This is a genomic window from Rhodopirellula islandica, from assembly GCF_001027925.1.
GTDB classification, from domain to species: Bacteria; Planctomycetota; Planctomycetia; order Pirellulales; family Pirellulaceae; genus Rhodopirellula; species Rhodopirellula islandica.
In genome coordinates this window covers 247,564-270,494 of sequence record NZ_LECT01000054.1, presented here as the reverse complement: position 1 = coordinate 270,494, position 22,931 = coordinate 247,564, and the positions used below count along the sequence as shown (strand labels likewise).

The following is a 22,931-nucleotide window of genomic DNA, read 5'->3' as shown; positions in this document are numbered from 1 at the left end:
GTTTTGAGCTGCACCCGGATTCGCCGAAAGTCTTGACGACTTTCGCTACGCCTTCACAACCTGCATTCACTCTTCAAGCACTGACATCCATGATTGCCACCGCTCGTCTTTCCATTCGCTGCAGTGCCGTTTTGCTCGGTTTGCTGATTGCGTCCCCCGTCATGGCGCAAACCGACCGGCTGTACCCGCGCGGTGGCGAGGTTGTCTTGGGAAAGATCAAATCCATCAGCAAGAACGGCATTGTGATGTCGGTGTCCGGCAAGGACCAAACGTTCAACGCCGGTGCGATTGAGAAGGTGCTCTTCCAAGGCGATCCCGGTGGCCTGACCCAAGGCCGTGAATTCGCAATCGACAATCAATTCGATCAAGCGATTGCAGAACTCAAGACTGTCGATGCCAGCAAACTGAACCGCGCCCCTCAGAAAGCGGACTTCGCCTACTACGTGATGTACTGCCAAGCCCAACAGGCATTGTCCGGCAATGGCGACTTGCGAGCCTCGGCAACCGCCGCACTCAACTTCATCAAGCAAAACACGGGCTCTTGGCACTTCTACGACACAGCCAAACTGCTCGGTGACTTGGCGGTCAAGTTGGGTTCGTACGACCAAGCGTCGAAGTACTACGGGTCGCTTCGCAATGCTCCCTCGTCGGAAACCAAAATCGAATCGCTGTATCTCAATGCGTTGGTCAAACTGAAACAAGACAAAGACGCCGAGGCCGCCAGCGACTTGCAAAAGATCGTCAGCATTGGTGTCCAATCGCCCGAGGGTGCGCGCCTGCAGACGCTGTCCAAAGCAGCCCTGGCCATCGCCACGGCGAAACAAGGCAAAGGGCAAGAGGCACTCGACATGGTCAACGAACTGATTGCCAAGTTGAATCCGACGGACACCGAGACGGCCGCTGAGATCTACAACGCTCAAGGAGCCAGCTACGCGGCCATGGGCGACACCGAAGGAGCCTTGCTCGCCTACCTGCACACCCAACTCATGTTCTCGACTCACCCCGGCCCGCACTCCGAAGCTCTGAAGCAACTCGCGGATCTGTGGACCAAAGTCGGCAAACCCGACCGCGCCGCCGAAGCCCGCTCCGAACTGCAACAACGCTACCCCGGCCTAAGCGGCTGACTTCAGATGGCCTCGGGGCTTCCGCCCCGAGCTAACGATGACGGCCCCCTCCGGGGCGAATCTGCGTCCAAGGCTCCGGAGGAGTCCTCGTGGATAGCTCGGGGTGGAAGCCCCGAGATGGCAGGTCAAGCGAACATGTCCGTCACGATCCGTGAAGGCTGGGTCACGTTGGACAATCGTTGCGGCAGGCCCTGGCTCATGTAAGTCAGTTTGTGATGATCGATGCCCAGCAGATGCTGAAGCGTCGCGTGCAAGTCGTGAGGCGAAACTTTGTTCTCGACCGCCTCGTAACCGATGTCGTCCGTGTGCCCGATCGAAACACCGGGTTTGATTCCGCCACCCGCAAACCACATCGTGAACGAACCCGGATTGTGGTCGCGACCGATCAACTTCATCTCGCGACCGCCACGATTCTCTCGCATCGGTGTTCGACCAAACTCGCCGCCCCAGACAACCAACGTGTCTTCCAGCAGGCCACGTTGATCCAAGTCTTTCAGCAGCGCCGTCATCGGCTGGTCGACTTCACGACAACGATCGTGGAACCCTTTGTTGATCGCTTCGTTGGCACCGGCACCGTGGGAGTCCCAACCCCAGTGAAACAGTTGAATGAAACGCACGTCGCGTTCAGCCAGTCGGCGAGCGAGCAAACAATTGTTCGCAAACGATTCTTCGCCGGGCTTGGTCCCGTACATCGCATGAACGTCGGCGGTTTCCTGAGTCAGGTCAAACGCTTCGGTCGCACTGGTCTGCATCCGGAACGCCATTTCATACTGAGAAATTCGCGTCAGCACCTCGGCGTCACCGGTTTGCTCAAACGTTTCTCGGTTGAGTTTCGCCAGCGTATCCAATGCACGACGTCGCTGGACGCGGCTGACACCTTCCGGATTGGAAAGGTACAGCACCGGGTCGCCCTTGCTGCGGCACTGGACGCCTTGGTGCACGGAAGGCAGGAAGCCCGATCCCCAAACGCTCTTTCCCGCCGACGGTGTTTTGCCGCCGGAGACCAGGACAACAAACCCGGGCAGGTTCTGGTTCTCGCTGCCGAGGCCGTACATCGTCCATGCACCAAAGGACGCGGAGCCAAGATTTTGACTGCCGGTGTGCAACAACAACTGAGCGGGACCGTGATTGAACTGAGTTGTGTGCATCGATTTGACGAAGCAAACTTTGTCGACCACCGATTGAAAGTGGGGCAGTCGATCGGAAACCCAAGCCCCACTTTCGCCATGTTGTGCAAAGGGGAATTGCGGCCCCAGCAATTTTGGGACGCCCTGAATGAAGGCGAAACGTTTTCCTTCTAAGAAGCTGGCTGGTGTGTCTTGCCCATCGAGTTGTTGCAAGTCCGGTTTGTAGTCAAACAATTCCAACTGGCTCGGTCCGCCCGCCATGTGCAGGAAGATCACACGTTTGGCTTTGGGTGGGAAATGCGGTGCCAACCTCGGTGCCGTGACACCGGATTGCGCGGCCTCACCGCGAACAGGGTTGGCTTGACTGCCCAACCACATCCCGGCCAAACCGAGCGAGCAGTTCTGCAAAAAGTGTCGCCGTGTTTGCCATTCCAACAAACCATGACGCACAGAGTCGTTGAGAGGATTCATTTGGTCAGTGCTTTGTCGAGATTCAAAATGGTGCTGGCCACAATCGCAAGTGCGTTCTGGTCCACGTTGAGTTTGCCGTCGCCTTGTGGGACGCCGCTGGTTTCGTCCAAGTCGTCGTAGAGTGCCTTCAATTCATGAAGTTCCCATTCCGTCGGTTGGCTTTGGGTCACCAGCACGAACATCCGAGCGATTTGTGATTCGATCAGATCGCTGGCGTCCATGGATTCCGCTGCGGTGGCTTGACCCACCAACGCGCTGCTACATTCGGCGTAGACGGGGTCATTCAGCGTCACCAAGGCTTGCAGAGGCGTGTTGGTCGCGATTCGCCGTGGTGCACACAGATCTCGCGTGGGTGAATCGAAGGTCAAGAAACTCGGGTAGGGACTCGTTCGTCGCCAGTAAGTGTAAAGCGCCCGTCGATAACGCTCGGGGCCGGCCGCCGTTTTCCAAGACGCCCCACTGTAAACGGTCTGCCAAACGCCATCGGGTTGGGGCGGCATGACGGACGGGCCACCGATTTGCTCGGTCAACAATCCTGACACAGCCAACGCTTGATCGCGAACCATCTCGGCAGTCAATCGCGTTCGCGGTCCGCGAGCCAACCACTGATTTCGAGGATCGGCCTGCTGCAGTTCTTTGCTGACGTGATGCGTTTGGCGATAAGTCGATGACAACACCAACTCACGCAGGAACGGTTTCAGGTGCCAACGGTGCTCGTCTCGCAGTCGCAGGGCCAGGTGATCGAGCAACTGCGGATGGGTCGGCTGCAGACCGCTGGATCCAAAGTCCTCTTGCGTTTCCACCAACCCAATTCCGAACAACTGAGCCCACACTCGGTTGGCCCAAACTCGCGGGGTCAGCGGGTTGTCATTGGAAACCAACCATTGTGCCAGGTCCAAGCGGTTCTTCACGTCCGCGGGACGAACCGAGGTGCCTTGGACGAAGGCCACGGGAATGGCCGGATCAACCTGTTCCCCATGTTCCATCCAATTCCCACGCACGAACACACGTGTGTCTCGCCCGGCGGATACCGGACGATTGGAAACGATTGGCAGCTTGGGACCTTGGACCTGCGACGCTTCCTTGCGGGCCTGTTGAAGCGACTCGCTGAGCTGTTTCCACTCGTCGCTGGCGAGCAACTGGCTGGCTTCCTCGTCCGATGTCGCGAACCATTCCAATCGACGGATCGGTGTGGCGACGTTTCCCGAGGTCGAGTGCGACTGACGCATGCTCAACCGCAGCGTTTGGATCGACTTCTCACTCAGTGATTCCCAGGAACTCGGTTCTCGCATCACGAACACGGTTTGCCGTGGTCCAGTCAGCTTCGGGTATTCGCCGGCACCCGACGCGTTGCCGCGAAGAACATCTTCCGGTTCAGTGCTGCCGGTGATCGCATCCACGATGACGCCGGCCCACTCGACCGGGGTCGCCTTGCCTTCGGCGTCGATCCATTCGGCAGTGAGTTCGCTGAGCACGGAACCTTGTTCGGGCCACTGAGCTGGATCATCGCTGAGCGGCAAGATGTCCAGCTTCATCGCCGACAAAGACTGCTCACCCAATTGAGTTTGCAAACTCTCGAGATCCAGCTCGATCGTGTACTTCGTGCCAGGCGGGAAGGTGCCACCATCCGTGACGATCTGATTGCCGACCTGCTTCAGTTTGCCGTCGGTGGTTGCAAACGAAGTTGGCGCAACCGACTGCCATTTCGCGGTGCGGGTGACGTTCCATCCAACTGCATTGCGTTGATGACGCAGCTCTTCGGCTCGTCGCTGCACACCAATCGCGTGTTCCAATTGTGATGGATCGTTGGGGATCCGAATGGTGGGATAATCATCTGGGAGATCCACATCCATCGTGTCGTTGAACATCGCCAACGACGAGTAGTATTCGTTGTGCTCGATCGGATCGTACGGATGCGAATGGCACTGCACGCAACCAAAGGTGCTGGCCTGCCACACGGTCCAAGTCGTGTTGACGCGGTCGATCAACGCGGCGATACGAAACTCTTCGTCGTCGGTCCCGCCCTCGGTGTTGGTTTGCGTGTTGCGATGAAAGGCGGTTGCGATCCAGTCTTCCGCCGTCGCGTCTTCGACCAAGTCACCCGCCAATTGCTTGATGGTGAATTCGTCGTAGGGCATGTCGGCATTGAAGGCTTCGATCAACCAATCGCGGTAAGGCCACATGTCACGATGCGGATCTTTTTCGAACCCCATCGAGTCAGCGTAGCGAGCGAGGTCCATCCACACGGATGCCCATCGTTCACCAAAATGAGACTCGGCCAGCATCGCGTCGACCTGCGCCGCGTAGGCAGCTTCTTTCTCGTTCGGCGAAGACGCTGATTCCAGCTTTGAGAGAAACCCCTTGAGTTGTGCTTCCGACGGTGGCAATCCAATCAGATCAAACGAGGTTCGCCGGAGCCACTGCTCCGCGGGTGCTTCTTCGCTCGGCGTTTGATCCTTGGCTTTCAAATTTGCCAGCACGATTTGATCGAGCGACTGGGTTCCCCAACTGGGGCCCTCTTTGCTGGCCAGCTCGGAAGCGACGGAAGACACGGCGGGAGTCAACGGCGTGAGCGCCCACATGTTCTGCCACGGGGCTCCTTCGGCAATCCAGCGACGCAGCAACTCGATGTCTTCCGGCGACAGCGGATCGGGATGCTCATCCGGCGGCGGCATGCGTGTGTCGGCATCTTCGGTCGTGATCCGTTCGATCAGGATCGACGCGTCCGGGTCGCCTGGTTCCACGATCCATCCATCCGGCGGCAGGACTTGCTCAGGATAGATGAACGAGACGTCACCGGCTTGTTTCACCCCACCGTGACACGACGTGCAATTCGCGACCAGGATCGGGCGAATCTGAGAATTGAAATCAACCGGGGATTCGTCGCCGGGTGTGGGACTGTTTGCTTTGACTGGTTCCGCACCCGAAGCCACGTCCGCCACGACGCCACTCAGGCACAGGCAGCTTAGCAAGGCAAGCGGACCGATCCGCATGCCGCGTTCGAGGGCACATCTCCAGCGGAGCATGGACCTGAAATCACACCCCCCAAACACAGGACGAATCGGGGAATTCTTATCGGCTGGTAGGGAGATACCGGGGCAGAAATATGGCATGGAGGGAGGTCGAGGCGGGTTTCTGGGCGGAAGCAGAACACGCGTATTATAGAGGGATCGCAGCTCTCTCGAACTGCAAATCCCCGCATTGTCCTGTTGGCCCTTGCAGAACGAGGTGATGAACGCCACACCACGTGAATAGCGGAATCGTTTCAGAACACGTTTCGCGATCGCGAGACCGCTCGCTGATGACGCATGAAACATGCATTTGTGAAACAACAGCATCAAAAAGCGAAGCCCTGGGGACCTAGGCAGCCCCGAGAAGGTTTTCCGAAGGCGGTGCCTCTAACGATTTTTCCAATTTTGACGTTTTTGGATGCAGGATCTCAACAAACCGGGTCGATACGAGTGGTGAGCCGGTGATTCTCGACCGACGGCGCGACGTGACATGCACTTGTCCGTCTGCCCAACGGGGTCGAGCCTCACCTCCCCCCCCCGACTCCAGCTATTGATGGGTGACGCCCGTGTCAAAACGTCTGTTTTACTTCTGTATCTTTGGGTCGCTTGCCGTGATGGCAGCCCCTTTGCATGCACAAACCAACTCAACTCGGTCGAGCCAATCCGGTTCGGTCCGCGACGCGAGCTACATCGAGCAGAACGCTCGAGCGTCGTGGCAGCCGGTCCGAGACCTCTCGCAAAAAGCGACCTCGCAGTCGACCAACGCGAATCGCCCCCAGTCGGCGAACGTTCGCTTGGTGGACCACACGTCACCTTTGCCTTCTCCGCCCATGCCGCCTTCGATCCACCCGATCATTGAAGAGGGCTCCATGACGCACTCCATGCCATTGGACGGTCAGGTCATCTACGACCCGATGCTGGACGGTGGTTGCGACTCCATGCCAATGGGCAGCTGCGGATGCGGCGACCATGGGTGCGATGGCGGTTGCGGTTCACTCAGCTATGGCGGATGCGATGGCATCGGTTGCGGCAGTGGTGTTTGCCACAACGGCGATCCGATGTGCGGCGAATACAACGACTGCGACGCGATGCGTCCCTGCATGACACTTTGCTGGCCACAAGACGGATGGTTCTCCGCTGAGTACCTGATGTGGTGGCAAGACGGCATGTCGTTGCCACCTTTGGTGTCCACCGACGTGTTGCCATCGCAACGTTTCCCGAATGATCCGGGTCGCGTGTTGTACGGCGGAGAAGATGTCTTGACCGACAACATGGACGGCTTGCGTCTGAAGTTCGGATTCTGGTTGGACAAGTGCCACACCTGGGGCATCGGTGCAGAAGGTTTTGGAATCGGGGAAGAAACCGACAGCTACCGTGCCAGTGGTGCAGACTCACAATACCTTGGTCGTCCCTTCATCAACGTGGCCAACGGCAGCGTCGAAGATCAGCAACAAGTCGCTTTCCCGAGCCAACTTGCGGGAACCGTGGCCGTCGATGTCGACAGTCGCTTGCGAGGCTGGGGAATCAACCTGCGTCACCTACGCCGCAGCGAAACCAGCTGCAGCCAAGGCGTCTTCTGCGGTTGCCCGGAACACACCTGTGAACGAATTGAATACCTGATCGGATTCCGCCAAGTCGAACTGCGTGAAGGCGTTCGAATCACCGAAGACCTCACCAGCATCCCATCAGGCACCGCAGCGGTGATGCAGTACGACATCTTCGATGACTTCCGGACTCGCAACCAGTTCAACGGGTTGGACCTGGGTTGGATGTACAAACGAACCCGCGGTTACTGGACCTTTGATGCCCTGATCCGCTTGGGCGTTGGCAACACTCGCCAACGAGTCACCATCGACGGTGAAACATCGATCGACGGTGCGGCAGCTCAAAAGGGCGGTTTGCTGGCTCAGAACTCCAACATCGGCGAATACAGCCGCGACGAGTTCTCTGTCCTGCCACAACTTGACCTGACACTGGGGTACCAAGTCACGGATCAACTGCGAGCCACGTTCGGATACACGTTCCTGTACTGGTCCAACGTGGTGCGACCTGGCGATCACATCGACCGCCGCGTCGACACGGCTCAATTGCCCAACGGTGCAGCCAGCACGGTCTTGGCTGACTACCCGGCCTTCGAATTCGACAACTCCGACTACTGGGCCCAAGGCATCAGCTTCGGCGGCGAGTACCGCTGGTAAAGAACACGTCCAGAGGCTTGGCAAGGCCTGCTGATTCGACCGGCAATCCCGAGTGGGGTGCTGGGAGGAACAATTCGAAAAATTCCGCTGACTCGCAATGAATCAGCTGACCCGAATGAAGCAAACATGCCGATTACACCGAAGCCGAGGGATTCGGAGCGGTGAAGAATGAAACCATTCGCCGGGTGAGCGCATCCAAGGCCCCACCCAGCCACGAGCCGGTCGCGTCATCCCAGATGATTTCGCGTGGCAGGCTCCGGAGACGCACGCTCCCCCAACAAGACAACAGTTTCCAGGGAATTGGACATGATCTTCCAACGCATGATCGACCGTCTGACCGGTCAAAACCGTCGCACCAATCAAGCTGATCAAGCGAAATCCAGTCGTCGTGGTCGTCGCGGACAACGGCGTCTGAGACTGGAATCCCTGCAAAAGCGAGAGCTGATGGCCGCCGACCTGGGTGCGATCAGCGGCATCGCCTACATCGACAGCGATGGTAACGGAACGATGGACGGTGGCGAACCAGCCATCGAGGGTGCGTTGATCACCTTGTACCGTGATGCCAACTCCAACGGAACGCTGGAAATCGGCACCGACGTGGTGGAAGGCTCCGTCACCACGGTGGCCGATGGTGAGTACCGCTTCACCAACCTGGACGGCTCCGACGCCACGGGCACAACAGCCACCGGTGTGTACTTTTTGACCCAAGAAGACGCCCCGGGTGGTGCTGACCTCAGCGGATTGGTCTTCCCTGACACCGCGACCGTGACCATCACAGACGACACGGGCGTGACCGCCGCCACCATCGATGCGTTTTCCATCGACCAACCATCCCAACCGATCACCGAAACGGTCGCCGGCAGCACCACCACCAGCAGCAGCGGTGCGTTGACCTCGGGTGGCGATGTGATCGGCGACGAGCGAGACGTTGAGATCTTCCTGGATGCAAGAACCAGCGGCGACAGCCAGTTCGAGATCGTCACCGGTTCTGGTGAACTGGTCTTCAGCAATGGTGGCGACGTCACCGCAACCCTGCTCGTGCAATACGACGGGGTGGACGCCGATGGCGGTGCCCTGGTTCTGGACCCAACGGGACTGGGCAGTGCCGATCTTTCTGACTCGGACAACGCAGCCGGGATCGTCCTTTCGGTCCGCAGCGACCAAGTCGTGACCGACGGTCTGGAAATCCGAATCTACACCGACGCCGCCAACTTCTCGACCGCCCAACTGGACCTGCCCAGCAACATCGGCCTTGCTCAAGAGTTGTTCGTGCCATTCAGTGCCTTTTCCGACACCGGAACGGGTGCCGACTTTGGTGACGTCGGTGCGATCGAAGTCTTCGTGGACGGTGTTGGCAGCAATGCCGGCGGCGGAGCTCCAAGCTTGGACCTCTTCGTTTCGGTCCTGGAATCCCAACGCAGCAACGAAAACGTCATCAACCTGGCCAGCATTCAGCCCATGGAATTGGGCGGTGAAATCTTCATCGATGATGGCGGCGGAACCAACCAAGCCAACCAAAACAACGGCGATCGCGATGCCGGCGAACCCGATTTCCCCAACCCCGGTGTGGGCAATGAAATCGTGGTCGAACTGTATGCACTGAGCGGTCCAGCCGACACGGTCGATGCTGGCGACACGCCGATCGCAACCACCACCGTGACCGGCGGCGTCACCACCGGCGCCTACACGTTCACCACGCTAACCAGCGGCGATCCACTTGGCCCTGGAACCTACGCCGTTGTGATCCCTGAGTCCGAATTCGCAACGGGCCAACCACTCTTTGGGCACTCCGCCAGTGGCACCGCAGCAGCGGACACCGACCTGAACGCCAACGACGACAACGATGGCACCTATGTCGATGGAATCGGCTTGGTCAGCGGTGCCATCACGCTGGAAGTCAACGGCGAACCCACGACCGACGGCACCGACAACAACACCAACTCCACCGTCGACTTTGGTGTGGTCCCCAACACGGACTTGCGAATCACCAAGTCGCTGGTCACCGCCTCGTCGAGCCTGATCGCAGGCGGCACCGCCGTGTTTGACTTGGTGATTGAAAACCTGGGACCCACCGACGCGACCGATGTGAACGTCGAAGATTACATCCCTGAAGGATTGACGTTCGATCGCGTCGAAGACAGCGGCGGCGGTGCCGTTGCCACCACCACCACGACCGAGGTCGGCGGAGCCGGTCGCGAAATCCGCACCTTCAGCGTTGGTGCCTTGGCAGCCTCGGGATCGGTGACCTACCGAGTCTTCACCGACATCGACACCGACATCACGGCGGACCCTGAAAACGAAGCTCACGTCAGTGGGTATGAAGTGGAGGTCGACAATGACCCCACCAACCCAGTCGACTCCGACCCCTTGCTGAACAACGTTTCGCTGGCCAACGCGGACGTTCCGATCGCAACGTTGAGCGTGACCAAAACGGATAACTTGACGACCGTCACCGCGGGCAACCAACTGACCTACGAAATCACGGTCACCAACACCAGCTCCGACAACGCGATCAACGTCACCGCGTTGGACACGCTGCCCGCAGGAGTCTCGTTTGTCTCGGCCAGCTTCACTGACGGTGCGGGTTCAGCCAGCCTCGTGACCGCGGGTCCCGACATCGGCAAGATCCAAATGGTCTTGGGTGACTTGGCCGCCGGGGAAGACGAAACCATCGAGATCATTGTCACGGTTGATCCCACCATCGCCGACGCAAATTCGCCGCTGGACAACTCGGTCACCGCATCCGCAGACAACGCTCCCGATGTCACCACCAATGACACCACCGACGTTGTTCGAGAAGTCGATGTGACGGTCGCCAAAACCGTCGTCGAAACTCGGATTCCAGATGATCGCACCGATGGCGATGACTCCGATGACATCATCGACAGCACCTCACCATTCCAAGTTGTTGCCGGCGGCTTTGTGACCTACCAAGTCGTGGTCAGCAACGCCGGACCGTCCGAAGCTCGCGGAGTTTCGGTCGTCGACATCTTGGACGATGGCCTGTCCTTGGTCGCAGGCAGCTTTGATGCTGGAACGTCCGGGGTCACCGTGATCCAAACAGGTCAAACCCTGACCTTCACCGTTCCAAACCTGGACCCGAGCGAATCGCTGACGTTTGAATTCGAAGTCGGAATCGGCTCGGATGAATTCGATGTGATCGCCAACACAGCCACGGTCAGCACCACGGATCCGGAATCGGACTCCAACAACAACACGTCCACCGTCAACATCGATCCCGATGCTCGCATCGACTTGATCCTGGAAAAGACGGCGGCGGAAGCCACCGTTGTCCCAGGTGCGGACACCGTGACCTACACCTTCACAGTCTCGCATGACGACGACAGCGTTTCCGATGCAATCAACTCTCGCGTCACCGACACGTTGCCAGCCGGACTGTCCAACGTGGTGATCACCGCGGCTGGTTCTTCGACCTCCAACTTCAACACCACCACTCGTTTGTTGGAAGTCGAATACGCCTCGATTCCTGTTGGCACCACGCGGACCTTCACGGTCACCGCGGACGTGGATCCCACCGTGACAACGGACCTGGTCAACTCAGCGGCCGTCGCAGTTCCTGGGGTGACGGAACTGGATAGCACCAACAACACCGACACCGTCACCGTGGCGGTGACTCCTGAGTTCGATCTGACGATCGCCAAAACCGTCCAGGGCGGTGCCACCACCTTCGGTCCCAATGACACCGTGACGTTCAACATTGTGGTCTCGCACGACACCAATGACGACGGCACCGAAACCGACAACGGCGAAAGCCCCTCGACGGCAACCGGTGCGATTGTGACCGACACCTTGCCCGCGGGGCTGACATTCGCCTCCGCCACCTCAGGCGGTGCCGCCGTGACGCCCACCAGCACCACCAACGGTGTGATCGTCTTCCCTGAATTCGACCTTGCTCCTGGCACGACTCGAACGCTGACCATCACGGCAACCGTCAATGACGACGCCTCCGGTTCGATCACCAACAACGTTTCGTTGGCGACCGACACCGGTGAAACCCAAACGGACAACAACTCGGCATCCGTGCCCGTCACCGTGGTTCCAGAAGCCAACGTGCGAGTCACCAAGACCGTGGACGTGACGACGGCTCAAACCGGTGTCCAACTGACTTACACCGTCAATGTCTTCAACGACGGTCCTTCGCCAGCAGCAGCCGTCACGGCGGTTGACACGCTGCCAGCCGGACTGACATTCGTCAGCGGCACAGGACCCAGCGGAGCATTGTCGGCAACCGGTCAAACGGTCACGGTCAACGGCGGCACGATTGCCTCAGGCAGTTCGTTCCAGTTCACCATCATTGCTTCTGTCAACGACGGCGTGACGGATGACCAAGTCAACAACGTGACGGTCTCCACCACCACCGCGGAAACCAACACCACCGACAACACGGCTTCGGCAACCACCGCCATTGACCAAGCCATCAATGAAATCTCGGGCAACGTGTACCGTGACGCCAACGGCAACGGTGTTCGGGACACAGGCGAGATTGGCTACGCCGGTGTTCAACTGCAACTGACCGGCACCCTCACCGACGGCAGCACGTTCACTCCCGTGACTGTGACCACGGATGCCAATGGTGAATACCTGTTCGAAGACTTGTTGCCTGGCAAGTACCAAGTCACTCGTCTTTCCCTGCCAAGTGGCACCAGCGATGGGCCGGAGTTCCCAAGTGCCTCGGAAGGCACCTTGGGCAATGGCGAGAGCATCGACGACATTGACGTGGGTGGGACCAACCCAACAGTGGTTGCCCTGACCGACTTCACCGTCGTCGACAACAGCAAACGCAGCTTCCTGGCTTCGTTCATGCAAACACCAGGCGTTCAGGACCGTCCGACGGATCGTTGATCCATTGGACTGAAGCGAACTCGCGACAACAAATCGATGCCGGGCAACGGGGAGCCGGTGGAACGCTCGGATCGATTTCGTGAGTCAAGCCCGGCCTTTTTCGGGGGGAAAAGGTCGGGCTTTTTCATGCGCCCATCGTCAATCTCTGGCGAGTGAATCCCGTCGGCCATCGAGCGAGTCCATGCGTGGGAAGGCGTCGTCCGATCTCTCTCGCAGAGCTCCCACGAACAGCTCCTGCAATTCTTCCGCACATCATCCTGGGACCATGCGAGTCAGGCCTGTTTCACAGCGGTTGCATCGTTGGAATTGACCCAGGATCCTCGTTTGGTCTTGACGCCATGGACTTGGATTGACGATCCGTTCGGTTGGACACGCCAAAATCTTGAGCGAATCCGATCTAGAACGGAAAAAAAATGCCAGCCCCGACCAATCTACGTTTCGCGTCCCACGCTTCACGCTCTCTCAGCAAACCATTCACTTGCGGCGCAATCATCGCCTCGCTGATTTTATTGCTGAGCTTCGGATGTGAAACTCAACGCGTGCAAGCTCAACAGTATGCGGTCGTCCCAGTCAGTGGTAACAACCTCGATCCCTACGCCACCGCGGCCTACAATTCCGGCACCCAAGGTGGCGGATTCTTAGCAGGGTTTCCGAGCCAATCGTTCCCGAGCAACCTGTTGGCTCCCACCGTTGCCACGCAGGATCGGTTCTGGTTGCGAACCGACTACATCCGCTGGTGGGCCGACGGCATGGACACTCCTGCTTTGGTCACGACCAGCCCCGCGGGCACCGCTCAAACCGATGCAGGTGTGTTGGGACTAGCAAACACCCAAACCTTGTATGGCGGCGAAATCAACGATGAAAGCACCAACGGCATCCGGTTCCGCGGTGGGTTCTTCGTCACACCCGCCTCGGCATTCGGAATCGAAGGAGAATTCTTCCGAATCGGATCGAATGAATCCGGCTTCAGCCGCGATGGCGGAACTCAAATTGTGGCTCGCCCATTCTATCGAACCGACACCGACATCGAGACGTCTCAGTTGATCAACTATCCCGGCGTGGTCGACGGCAGTTTGTCGGTCGGGGCCAGTTCCAAACTCAACTCCTACCTGGTCAACGGTCGGATTGCTTTGTGTCCAACATGCGGCGGCAACTGCGTGACCTGCCGCAACACCGACCGAGTCGATTGGCTGATCGGGTATCGACACATCGAACTGGACGAATCGCTGACGTTTTCAGAATCACTCGAATCGCAACTCACCGCCGCCCCCGGCACGATCAACCTGAACGAAGCGTTTCGGACCAGCAACGAATTTGATGGTTTGCAACTGGGAGTGGTCTACCAAGCCAACCTGGAACGCATTTGGCTGGAAAGCCTCTTGCGTGTCGCGGTGGGAACGACATCCCAAACCGTTTCCATCAATGGGAACACCACCATCACCGAATCTGGAGTGACCGACGAATACACCGGCGGCCTCTACGCTCAACGAGACAATTCGGGCACGTTCAGTCGCGATGAGTTCACGATGGTTCCCGAAGTCGGGTTCACGCTCGGCGTGCACCTCACCAGTTGCTTGGACGCGACGGTTGGATACACGCTGCTTTACATGCCGAACGTCGCTCGCCCAGGTGACCAAATCGACCGCGATGTCGATCCCGACCTGCTGGCCCCTCCCGGCATCGTGACCTCGCCTTCCCGTCCTGAATTCCGATTCATCCAAAACGATTACGTGGCGCACGGCCTGAGCATTGGTGGTCAACTGCGATTTTAACGCGACAGTCAAAACGACCAGGTCGGCTACACTGAGTGAAATCCACAACGTTGATTTCACTTCTGCAGTGACGAGCCATGTCCAAATGGACCGAACCGGTCGCCTCCTTTTCTGCCAGCCTCGTCCTGCTTCTTCTGCTAGCGATCCTGGGTTGCGACCGCCAGGACTCGTCCACCAAAGTTTCGCCCCTCCCCTCTCGCTCAGCTGAACCTGCCGAGTCCTCTTCCGCGAAGACGCCGCCGCAGACCGGGACGGACTCAGCAAACAATGCAGCCCCCTCCCTGTTGCATGCCCAACGTCTCCTTGCATCGGGGAACCCCTCGGGCGCTCTGACAGAACTGCGATCGCTCTTGCAATCGCAACCCGATCAACTGGAAGTGATCGCGTTGACAGCCCAAACCGAACGGTCTCTGGGCAACCTCGACGTTGCCCTCGAGTTGCTGGACGAATCCGCCGAACGTTTGCCGCAGCACCGCCCCACGCTGCTTGCCAATGCAGCCGCTTGGCTGGCGGAAAGCGGCGACTACAACGCTGCCATCGACCGACACAAGCAACTGCTCGAGTCAGCTCCCTCCAATGTGAATTCGCTCCGTTCCATCGCAGCCCTTCAAAACGAACAAGGCAATCGTTTCGAAGCCAACGAGCACCTCCGACGCTTGGTTCAACACTCGCCGATGACAACGGTGGAACTGCTCTGCTTGTTGGCACCCGATCAACAAATCCATGACAGCCAACAATCACGCGCCAAGCCATCCCAAAAAGCCCTGGCAATGGCTCGCGAGAAGCTTGACGACAATCAATTCCAACAGGCCATGGACGTCCTTGAAAACGCTCCCGGTTTTGCGACGGACGAACCAGCCTTGCTTGCACTGCGGGCAAGAATCTTGGCGGAGATGGGAAGAACCGAGGAAGCATCCTCTGCTTTTGCGGAAGCTCCCGACGAATGCCAACGGTTTCCCGACCACTGGATGGCGATCGGGACCTGGTACCAAGCCAACCGAGAATGGACGTCAGCGAGCCAAGCCTTCCAGCGGGCCGTTGAACTGGAACCACTTCACGAGTCAGCGTTGCGACGCCTCAGCACCGCGCTGCGCGGCCTGAACTCCGACCCAGCCGCTTCCCGTGTGGAAGAACGCGCCCAACTGGCAAAGGATCTGGCCGAGCTCGCGACTTCCACCGTGACTCGACGAGGCAACGTCGGCCGAGCCTGCCAAATCTTGGCTCAACAAGTCACCTCCGTCGGACTGCCGTATGAATCGCTCGCCTGGCAGTTCAACGCCATCGCATACACCAACCCGCAACAGGCTCGAGTCGATCAACACCTCGCTGCGTTGAGCCAGCTGAAACAGACCATCAACTCTGCCGATTCCTTGCTCGCTCAACGCGTCGGGTTGCCCCCCGCCACGCCCCCCCAAACCGATTGGAAGTCGCTCGTCCGTTCACGAGAACCGACCGTGCCAGCCTCCGACACACCACTTCAACAAACGCCCAACGACGAACCATCGATGCAACCACACTTCGCAAATGTTGCTTCGCAAACTGGCCTGATCTTCCAGTATCGCAATGCCAACCCGCCCGTCGAAAAGCATTTCTTGCTGCACCAACCACTCGGCTCGGGACTGGCCTGCTTCGACTTTGATCTGGATGGGAACACCGACATCTACGCTGCTCAGGGCGATGGCAACGCAACCGAGCCCGGACGATCCGCCAACTACCTCGCTCGTCACCTGGGCTCATCGTTCGCAGACGCTACCGCCTCCGCCCACGTCGATGACCGCGGGTATTCGATGGCGGTGACAGCGGGTGACTTCAACCAAGATGGATTCGCAGACCTGGTGATTGGCAACATGGGACGCAATCGCCTGTTGATCAACCAAGGCGACGGCACCTTTGGATCCGCTGAGGTGGATCAAACGTGGGACCAAGGGATCTACACGACCGGGTTGGCCATTGCGGACGTGTCCGGTGACCATTTGCCAGACATCGTGGAGATCAACTACGTCGACGATGAACGAATCTTTGATTCGATCCAATTCGATTCCTCCGGAAACCCGATTCGCTTGCCCGGTCCGATGCAGTTCACCGCCGCGGCAGACCGTGTCTTTCTCAGCAGTCCAAGCGGATCACTGGAAGGCCACGCCCTTCGCGAACTCTGCCCCACCACATCAGAAGCACATCGCGGAATGGGTTTGGTGGTCGGTGACTTCGATGCCGATGGCAGCAACGAAATCTTTGTCACCAATGACCAAACTCAAAATCAACTCTGGGATCGCGACGCAACTTCAAACGTCACCTTTCATGACACAGCCGTTCTCAGCGGTGTCGCAAACGGGATCACTGGTCGCCCGCTGGCCAGCATGGGAATCGCGGCGGGAGATTTTGATGGCAACCACACTCTCGATTTCCACGTCACCAATTTCGATGACGAATTGTCCAATCTCTATCTGCAACAAGCAGACCACCTTTACACCGATGCCGTCTTCTCAAGTGGTCTCGAAGAACACTCTCGGACGATGCTTGGGTTTGGAACTCAAGCCATCGACTTCGAGAACGATGGCGACCAAGATCTCGTCGTTGGCAATGGCGACATCGAAGATCGACGACCACAAAAGCAACATTTCCGGATGCCCACCCAGTTGCTGATCAATCACAATCACCGCTGGATGGCAACGCAGCCCGCCGATGTCAGCGGCTACTTTGCCAACCAGCACTTGGCCCGCTCCGTCGCCCGACTCGATTGGAATCAGGACGGTTTGGTCGATCTCTTGGTCGGCGACTTGATGGAACCTTTGGCACTGCTGGAGAACCAAACCAAGACGAACAACGACTGGCTACAACTGCAGCTCATTGGCACCAACTCCGAACGAGACGCGATCGGCGCTACAGTGCAGGTGCAACTGAATGACAGTTCCATTGATCACGCGATCGTGACAGGAGACGGCTACATGTGCCGAAATGAAGCCGTTGTTTGCATCGGAATCCCTGCCAACCAAAGGTTGCACCGGATTGAAGTGAACTGGCCCAGTGGAGAGAAGCAAGCCTTCAACAAAGTAGATTTAAATCGACGAGGGTTGATCATCGAAGGACAGCCAAACATTCACTGGGTGAATTTCGCACCCCGCTCACCTTGAGCCAAACTCTTGCCAGCAACTTTCACAAGCGATTAGGCTTACCTGGTGTTAATCCATTCCCCTCATTGAGCCATACCATGAAAGCTACCAAGACCTTTTTCGCACTGCTCGTATTCGCTGGCACATTCTCTGTCATGGGCTGTGCTCCTGACGACAGCACCACTCAAATTGAACCGCCTGCTGAATTCAGTTACGACGACAGTTCGTACGAGCAAGAAATGGATGCTGCCACAGACGCGCAGCAAGACTAGTCACAGAAATTTCAAAAATTTTTATCTCCACCCAGCACTCTCTCAGTGCTGGGTTTTTTCATGCGCGAGCAACTGGCCTGTCCCGCGCCGACCACGTCGCAACTCGCACCCTCCCCATCCCTTGCCTGCGTTTCACCCGGGAAAAAAGCTCATTTCGCGTGTGTTTTCCTTCGCAGCAAACGACTCCGTCCTTTCACGCACCCTCCGCTTCCCCACCCGATTGAGAAGGCAGCAAACACCCCTTCAAAATTCGCAAGGAATCGTTCATCTACCCTTGCGCTTCATCTTACGCGATTCCAAGCCCCCTTAGATCCTCGTAACCTTCGCCCGTAAGACATAGCAGGGACCCGGCGAGTGTTTTCGCTCGCCATTGATTCCTGCACTCTCCTATTCTTCTCTATTCGTCTTTTGGAGCGCGAAATGGTTCGAAACCGAACAAAAGCTTCCGGCTTTACGCTCGTTGAGCTGCTGGTTGTCATCGCCATCATTGGTGTCCTCGTTGGGCTGCTCTTGCCCGCCGTCCAAGCTGCTCGTGAAGCAGCCCGTCGCATGCAGTGCGGCAACAACTTCAAGCAAATTGGCTTGGGCCTTCACAACTATCACTCCGCCTACAATGCTTTGCCGAAGCAAGCTGGCGGCACGTACCTTGATGGCGACCCAGGTGGTTCCGGCCCCGGGTTCACCACCAACAAGTTTCGCTTGAGCTGGTTGCCCGCCGTGCTACCGTTCATCGAGCAACAAGGTCTCTGGGAGCAAATCAGCAACCCTTACAACTTGGACATGAATGGCAACGCCATTGACCCAGGTTTCCCACCCATGGGCCCAGCACCTTGGGGCGGTTCCTACCGTCCTTGGTTCACTGAAGTCGGAACGTTCCGTTGTCCCAGTGATCCAGGTCGCGGTGCACCAGCACACGGCCGGACCAACTACGCCGCTTGCATTGGCGACAGCACGGACTGGGTCAACCACGGTTACATGCGTCACAGTGGTGGCAAATGGATCTTGACTCCCAACAATGGCCAAAACGCCAACGCAACCAACCGTGGCTTCTTCTACCACCGTCGTCAGCTGAAATTCCGCGACGTCTTGGATGGCTTGTCCAATACCATCGCGTGCGGTGAGATCGCAACCGACCTTGGTGACAACGCGATCACGACCAATGCTCGTTATGGAGTCGGTTGGGGAACGATTCACAACAACCCTGCTCACTGCCGTGACCAAGCCGGTTGGATCAACCCCGCCCGCCCCCAATTCTGGGATCCTGATGTTGCCGGCACTGGCAGCAGCGGAATCCGGACCGGCAACGCCGATTGGAAACGTGGTTTCCGTTGGATGGACACCCCGATCATCTACACCGGCTTCAACTGCATCTTGCCTCCTAATGCCGAAATCTGTTTCGGTGGATCAGGCGACTTCGACACCGGTGCTTGCCCACCCAGCAGTCGCCACCAAGGTGGTGTGCACGTGCTGATGGGTGATGGTGCGGTCCGGTTCGTGACCGATTCGATCGACTCGGGCAACATCCACAATGGCGTGGTGATGCTGGGTCAAACCGGAAACCGTGCTCCTGGCTCGGCCAGCCCCTACGGGTTGTGGGGTGCGTTGAGCACACGTGGCATGAAAGAAATCGTCAGCATCGACGATCTCTAGGATCCGACGACGAGGTGCGTTCAGCATCCCGAATCGTCGCCGATCAAACTTCGAACGGGCTCCGAATTTCTTTCGGGGCCCGTTTTTTTTGTGTTTGTACCTTTGTACGTGAACTCCTTCCCCTCGTTCTGCTGTAATCTCCAACAGGTACGCTTCGCAACTCGTTTTTCGATCCCTCATGAAATTCGGCGGCAACCTCGCTTTTATTCTTCTGATCCTTTGGCTGCCTGGATGCCGACCAAGTGATCCGTCCAATGCTACGCCATCAAGCGCTGGCCACGCCTCCATCGAGACGGATGCAGCTCCCAAGGAACACACCGCTGGTCGGCACGATGTGGTCAGTGACTCCGATCCCCATTCGTTCCGGCGACAAATCGCGGCCGCGGTCGCCGCCCGCGACCCCCAGTCACTGCGTTCCATCTCGCGTCAAGCAATGCTCACCGCGGGCGACCACGCCGACACCTACGAAGAACTCGGCGATGCCTGGAACGCGCTCGGCGAAACCAGCGATGCGATTGAGATGTTCGACACGGCCATCGAAGTCTCGGACCTGCCGGCTGCCGATTTGTTCGAGAAGACCGGTCATGCTTACATGGCACAGGGCCGTACCTTCGACACAATCGAATTGATGAAACGATGCGTGGAATTGCATCCCGACGATGCTGGTCGCAGGGTTTCACTGCTTGGTTTGATGATCAGTCAAGCGCTGGAGCGGGATGCGATGGTGCACTTGCAATACCTGATTCAACGAGGACAGGCAGGTATCTCGGAACTGGTGATCGTCAGTGACTCGTCGCGTCCGCAGGCGGATGACAAGATGTGTGAGCAAGCCCTCAAACTCAACCCCTCGGACTTGCGGCCTCAATACGCGATGACTCGATTTGACGCCTACAACCATCGCTGGGCAAAAGTCCTCGAGCAACTGAAACCTGTCGTCAAGCAGCACCCTGAATTCACACCTGCCTGGGCTTTCTTGACTCGAGCCGCCGTGGAAGAAAACGACACCGAAACCCTTCAGAAGATTGCCCTCCAACCCTTTGCAGATGACTACGAGGAACACCCGCAAGTGTGGCTGGCTCGTGGTGTCTGGGCGAACCGAAACGGCGATTCCTCGCTCGCCGTCGCAGCTTTCACAGAAGCGGTGCGACTGGACCCGAATCACCACGAAGCACTGACCAAGCTGACCGCGGCCTTGGCCAGTGCAGGCAACCTCGACTTGAGCCAGAAAGTGGCGGTTCGAGCCGGGCGGGTCAACGAGTTGCGAGACGCCATCGATGGTTTCCTTGGCTGGCGTCGCAACTCGCAGCGTCTAGCAGTTGTCGTGGCGGAGAAACTGCAAGCGCTGGGGCGGCACTGGGAAGCCGTGGTTTGGCTGCGGGCCGCTTTCGCATTGCCACAAGACCCTGCGGAAAACCTGCAGGACACCTACGCGGCCGCTCGAAGCCAACTGACCGGAAAAACCCCCTGGCAAACCTTTGACACGCAGTGGTTGCCAACCAAGTCCGATACCAGAGAGCGACTCGCCGCGGCGGCGGAGCGTGGATGGTTCAGGCGTCTGTCAGAGGACGACCGCTCCACCTTGGAAGCTTCGAACACGCCCAAACGCCCGGCACCCGCACGTACAATCCGTGATCGCGGGTACCGGTTGATCGATGAAGCGGCCAACCGAGGTCTGAACCACACCGTTGGTCTGCAGCGTCCACGACCAGAGGACGGGCTGTGGCTGTGGCAATCGGGTCTGGGTGGCGCCGGGGTGCTGGACCTCGACTTGGATGGCTGGCCCGATCTTCACCTGACAGCAGCAGGTGGCACACCCGGTCGACGCGACAGCCAACCCAACACCACCGCCCGCAATTTGGCAGGAACTTTCATCGATGTCTCCTCCGCCAGCGGCTTGGCTGACACTGGGTTCACGCAGGGAGTCGGCATCGGCGATTTCAACGCAGATGGTTTTCCCGATTGCTTGATCGCAAACATCGGCATCAACACCCTGTATCAAAACAACGGGGACGGAACCTTCACCAACGTCACACGGTGGATGTTTGATCGTCCAGACGATGCAATGACTTCCGACAGCGAAGCTCGAACTGACGTCGGCACCGATCCACGAAACACCTGGAGTTCGTCGACTGCGATCGCTGACATCGACCACGATGGCCTCGCAGATTTGATCGAAGTCAATTACTGCGGCTCCTCCTCACCCTATCAAACACGTTGCCTCGATCAGACAATCCAGGCATACCGTTCGTGTCAGCCAACCACCTTGCCTGCCGAACGCGATCGTGTTCATCGCAACCGTGGAGTCCTCACGGGTTCGTCTCACTTTGAGGATCAAACCGACCTTTGGTTTGCCAACAGCGACCCCGGTCGCGGGCTTGGAATTCTGGTCGGACAGATTGACGGTGCCGATGGGTTGGACGTCTACATTTCCAACGACATGACCGCGAATCATTTCTGGCGATTTGAACCGGCGTCGAAGTCACTGCACGAACAAGCCACCATTCGCGGACTCGCCTTCAACCATCAATCCGCCGCGGAGGCTTCCATGGGGATTGCAGCGTCCGATGCAGACGGGGACCTCGACATGGACCTGTTCGTCACTCACTTCACCGACGAATCCAATACCTTCTACGAACAAGTTCACGAGGGATTGTTCCAAGACACAACCGAGGCGGTTCACTTGGCTGAGACCAGTCAAGACATGCTTGGATTTGGAACCCAATTCATCGACTTGGATGGTGACGCAATGGATGAACTGGTCATCGCCAATGGTCACATCGATGACTTCTCACACGATGGCGTGCAGTATGAAATGCCTGCCCAGTTGTTTGCCATCGACGGGAACAATGAATGGCAATGGGTCCCTGGATCCACCGCCGGTCCCTACTTTGAAGAACCGCGTTTGGGACGCGCCATGGCGACGCTGGATGCCGACCGGGACGGGCAAACCGACTTGGTCGTCACCGATTTGTTCCGCCCCACGGCCCTGCTGATCAACCAAACACCTCGCGTGACCAAGGCGTTGGCCGTTCGCGTGGTTGGCGTTTCCTCCGAGCGAGATGCGATCGGCACAACCGTCCTGGTGACAAGCAGTTCCGGAACACAGATGCGGCAGCGAATGGCGGGTTCGGGATACCAATGCTCGAACGAGCCAACCCTCACCTTTGCGATTCCGAACAACGATTCGGAGGTCACCATGGAAGTTCGCTGGCCGAGCGGGATCACCCAAAACCTCACTCTGGCGATGCCCGAAAACGAACTGCTGTTGGTTGAACCCAGCAGCACTCAGTGACCCGCGAAGCTCAATGAACGCGACCCGTGGAGTCTGAACTC

10 protein-coding genes are annotated in these 22,931 nt (G+C 58.1%); 8 read left to right on the top strand and 2 right to left on the bottom strand.

Annotated elements, in window-relative coordinates:
* Positions 1–89: 89 nt before the first annotated feature.
* Entirely contained in the window at positions 90–1,124 is a 1,035-nt protein-coding gene (locus tag RISK_RS26955) for a tetratricopeptide repeat protein (RefSeq protein WP_047817464.1), read from the top strand.
* A 125-nt stretch (positions 1,125–1,249) separates the two neighbouring features.
* Here the strand turns inward: RISK_RS26955 and RISK_RS26950 are convergent, their stop codons facing one another.
* Together RISK_RS26950 and RISK_RS26945 are read right to left on the bottom strand one after the other, a co-directional pair.
* Positions 1,250–2,722 (bottom strand): DUF1501 domain-containing protein, encoded by a 1,473-nt coding sequence (locus RISK_RS26950; RefSeq protein WP_047817409.1) that lies wholly within the window; start codon positions 2,720–2,722, stop codon positions 1,250–1,252.
* Complete coding sequence (locus RISK_RS26945; RefSeq protein ID WP_083435200.1) at positions 2,719–5,748, bottom strand: DUF1553 domain-containing protein; 3,030 nt, start codon at positions 5,746–5,748, stop codon at positions 2,719–2,721. The genes RISK_RS26950 and RISK_RS26945 overlap by 4 nt, the downstream gene beginning before the upstream one ends.
* Positions 5,749–6,299: 551 nt before the next feature.
* Here RISK_RS26945 and RISK_RS26940 point away from each other — a divergent pair.
* The 7 genes from RISK_RS26940 to RISK_RS26910 all read left to right on the top strand — a co-directional run bounded on the left by RISK_RS26940 (position 6,300) and on the right by RISK_RS26910 (position 22,890).
* Entirely contained in the window at positions 6,300–7,931 is a 1,632-nt protein-coding gene (locus RISK_RS26940) for a BBP7 family outer membrane beta-barrel protein (RefSeq protein ID WP_047817408.1), read from the top strand.
* Between the two features lie 306 nt (positions 7,932–8,237).
* On the top strand, positions 8,238–12,794 hold the full coding sequence (locus tag RISK_RS26935) for a beta strand repeat-containing protein (RefSeq protein WP_047817407.1): 4,557 nt from the start codon (positions 8,238–8,240) through the stop codon (positions 12,792–12,794).
* A 413-nt stretch (positions 12,795–13,207) separates the two neighbouring features.
* Complete coding sequence (locus tag RISK_RS26925; protein WP_047817405.1) at positions 13,208–14,566, top strand: BBP7 family outer membrane beta-barrel protein; 1,359 nt, start codon at positions 13,208–13,210, stop codon at positions 14,564–14,566.
* A 77-nt stretch (positions 14,567–14,643) separates the two neighbouring features.
* A complete protein-coding gene (locus tag RISK_RS26920; protein WP_047817404.1) occupies positions 14,644–17,697 on the top strand; it encodes an FG-GAP-like repeat-containing protein in 3,054 nt (1,017 codons plus the stop codon).
* 77 nt (positions 17,698–17,774) lie between these two features.
* Positions 17,775–17,948: a hypothetical protein gene (locus tag RISK_RS32760; RefSeq protein ID WP_053061320.1), complete on the top strand. Its 174-nt coding sequence runs from the start codon at positions 17,775–17,777 to the stop codon at positions 17,946–17,948.
* 420 nt (positions 17,949–18,368) lie between these two features.
* On the top strand, positions 18,369–19,598 hold the full coding sequence (locus tag RISK_RS26915; protein WP_047817462.1) for a DUF1559 domain-containing protein: 1,230 nt from the start codon (positions 18,369–18,371) through the stop codon (positions 19,596–19,598).
* A gap of 178 nt (positions 19,599–19,776) precedes the next feature.
* Positions 19,777–22,890, top strand: coding sequence for an FG-GAP-like repeat-containing protein (locus tag RISK_RS26910; protein ID WP_047817403.1), 3,114 nt, complete (start codon positions 19,777–19,779; stop codon positions 22,888–22,890).
* Positions 22,891–22,931: the final 41 nt, after the last annotated feature.